The organism is Pseudomonas sp. 05N36 (assembly GCF_056397385.1).
Genome location: NZ_JBFTNH010000042.1, coordinates 7501 through 10304 on the forward strand (window position 1 = coordinate 7501; position 2804 = coordinate 10304).

2 protein-coding genes and 1 pseudogene (1 of these 3 running past the window's edge) are annotated in these 2804 nt (G+C 58.6%); 2 read left to right on the forward strand and 1 reads right to left on the reverse strand.

Features of this window, described 5'->3' with window-relative positions:
• A protein-coding gene (locus AC1DIH_RS28010) for an acyl-CoA dehydrogenase (RefSeq protein ID WP_477774068.1) crosses the window boundary here: on the reverse strand, window positions 1-543 show its 5' end (the start). It extends 639 nt beyond the left edge of the window; only the first 543 of its 1182 coding nucleotides appear in the window; its start codon is at window positions 541-543; the stop codon falls past the left edge of the window.
• Between the two features lie 157 nt (window positions 544-700).
• Here AC1DIH_RS28010 and AC1DIH_RS28015 point away from each other — a divergent pair, with 157 nt between their 5' ends.
• Complete coding sequence (locus tag AC1DIH_RS28015) at window positions 701-1621, forward strand: LysR family transcriptional regulator (protein ID WP_477774069.1); 921 nt, start codon at window positions 701-703, stop codon at window positions 1619-1621.
• Window positions 1622-2051: 430 nt separating this feature from the next.
• A pseudogene (locus AC1DIH_RS28020) lies at window positions 2052-2804 on the forward strand (Rossmann-fold NAD(P)-binding domain-containing protein); the annotation flags it as partial.

Here is a 2804-nt window from a genome sequence, read left to right on the forward strand (position 1 = left end):
CACAAATACGTCAGCGATCGGGCTGTTGGTGATCCACATCTTGCTGCCGGTCAGGCTGTAGCCGCCTTCCACTTTGCGTGCACGAGTGATCATCGAACCCGGATCGGAACCATGGTTCGGCTCGGTCAGGCCGAAGCAACCAATCCACTCACCGGTAGCCAGTTTCGGCAGGTATTTCTGCTTCTGCGCCTCGGTACCAAACTCGTTGATCGGCACCATGACCAGCGAAGACTGCACACTCATCATCGAGCGATAGCCGGAGTCGACGCGCTCAACCTCACGGGCAATCAAGCCGTAGCTGACATAGTTCAGGCCGCTGCCGCCGTACTGCTCAGGAATGGTCGCACCCAGCAGACCGATTTCGCCCATTTCACGGAAGATCGCCGGGTCGGTTTTCTCATGACGGAAAGCTTCCAGAACACGTGGCGCCAGCTTGCCCTGAGCAAACTGGGCAGCGCTGTCGCGCACCATGCGCTCTTCTTCGGTGAGCTGTTGATCCAGCAGCAGGGGATCGATCCAGTTGAAGCTAGCTTTACCGGCCATGAGAGAGTCCTCGCGAAGTTGGTCAAATATCGTGGACTGATCCTAGGCGCCGCTGACGCATTGGACAAACGAGGATTTTGCATACTGTTGTGCTAATTTCTCACTCCGTAATGGCCTGAAACGGCATATATGCAAACCATTAGTGAGGTTGCCGTACATGCGCAGGAAGATACCCAGCACTGCTGCACTGATCAGCTTCGAAGCGGCAGCCCGTCATGAGAGCTTTACCAAGGCCGCTCAAGAGTTATCGCTGACTCAAGGAGCGATATGCCGACAGATCGCCAGCCTGGAGGAGTTCCTCAGTGTTGAACTGTTCCGACGCTCACGACGCGGCGTGAAGCTGACCGAAGCGGGGCTTTCCTACAGCCGACGCATTGCAACCCAGCTGGATGCCGTTGAACGGGACACGCTGTCGGTGATGGGCCAGCAGGGCGCCAACGTCATCGAACTGGCAGTCGTCCCGACCTTCGGCACTCAATGGCTGCTGCCACGACTCAAAGACTTTCAGCAACAACATCCGGAAGCCACGGTCAACCTGACCAACCGCACACGACCTTTTCTGTTTGCCGACACCGATTTTGACGCCGCGATTTACTTTGGTGATGCCGATTGGTCCGGTACCGAGTCCCACAGGCTGATGGGCGAAAATCCGATGCCGGTGTGCAGCCCGGGATTACTCGGTGATCACACGCACCTGAGCGCCGAAATGATTGCCGACCTGCCGCTGCTGCAGCAGACCACGCGCCCTTACGCCTGGCGCCAGTGGTTCGACTCACAGCACCTGAATGTCCCCCGCGACATGACAGGTCCGCGTTACGAGCTATTCTCCATGCTGGCTCAGGCGGCGATGCATGACATGGGTATTGCACTGATCCCACCGTTCCTGATTCAGCGTGAGTTGGCGGAGAAACGACTGGTGATTGCCAACCCTCAGGCCCTGTCGAGCATCAAGGCCTATTACCTGATGATTCCTGAGCGGAAGGTCGAATCAGCCTCTTTACGCGCATTTCGCGATTGGCTGGTTAACCAGGCACATAACTACAACCTAGAAGGGCAGGGCTTATCCGCCATAAACTGACCTCGTAGTCAGCAAAATCAAAGCACTACAGATATAAGTATTTGTCGCATTTCAGCAGACTGTACCTTCAGGAGGCACAATCGTCCCACAAGCGCCTAACGGCGTGGCTTTGCGGCCCTGATTCAAAGCAATGCCGCGTCATTCACAGCGCCGATGTGTAATTTCCTGGATTTCGACAGAAATCCTTACAAGGCACGGCCTACAAGGGATTTAGGCGGTCACTTGCGACATTCGGTCACAGGGTGACTTGTAGTTAATTTTCCGTCACCCGTCATAATCCCTTGAAGGGCACAAAGTTCGCCTGCAAAATGCCGCGCCCCGCCCGAAATACAGCGGGGGCGTGCTGATCGGCCGCCCCAGTCGCACCCTCCGCAGTGCGCTGGCCTTCCAAGAATGATCGAAAGCAATAAGATCAAGCAGGAGATTTGACGTGCACATTGGTGTTCCTCTCGAAACCCAGACCGGTGAAACGCGGGTTGCTGCAACCCGAGCTGATTCTCAAGGTCGTCGCCCCCAGCGACAGCGAACTGGCCCTGATCAAACGCGGCACCGTGCTGGTGGGCATGCTCAACCCGTTCAGCAATGAMACCATTGCCAAGCTGGCCGAGTGCGGGATTACCGCGTTCTCCCTGGAAGCCGCGCCGCGCACTTCCCGCGCGCAGAGCCTCGATGTGCTGTCCTCGCAGGCCAAYATYGCCGGCTATAAAGCCGTGTTGCTGGCCGCCCATTACTATCCGCGCTTCATGCCGATGTTGATGACCGCCGCGGGCACCGTGAAGGCCGCGCGCGTGCTGATCCTCGGCGCCGGCGTGGCAGGCTTGCAGGCGATCGCCACCGCCAAGCGTCTGGGCGCGGTGATTGAAGCGTCCGATGTGCGCCCTGCGGTGAAGGAACAGATCGAATCCCTCGGCGCCAAGTTCGTCGACGTCCCGTACGAGACCGATGAAGAGCGCGAATGTGCCGTCGGTGTCGGCGGTTACGCACGCCCCATGCCGGCCAGCTGGATGCAGCGTCAGGCCCTGGCCGTGCACGAACGCGCCAAGCAGGCCGACATCGTCATCACCACCGCCCTGATTCCCGGCCGCAAGGCACCAGTGCTGCTGAGCGCTGAAACCGTGGCGCAGATGAAACCCGGTTCGGTGGTCATCGACCTGGCTGCCGCACAAGGCGGCAACTGCCCGCT

What these genes read in the sequence shown, in the direction of transcription:
- AC1DIH_RS28015 (WP_477774069.1), top strand. Translation starts at nt 701, where the DNA reads ATGCGCAGGAAGATACCCAGCACTGCTGCACTGATCAGCTTCGAAGCG.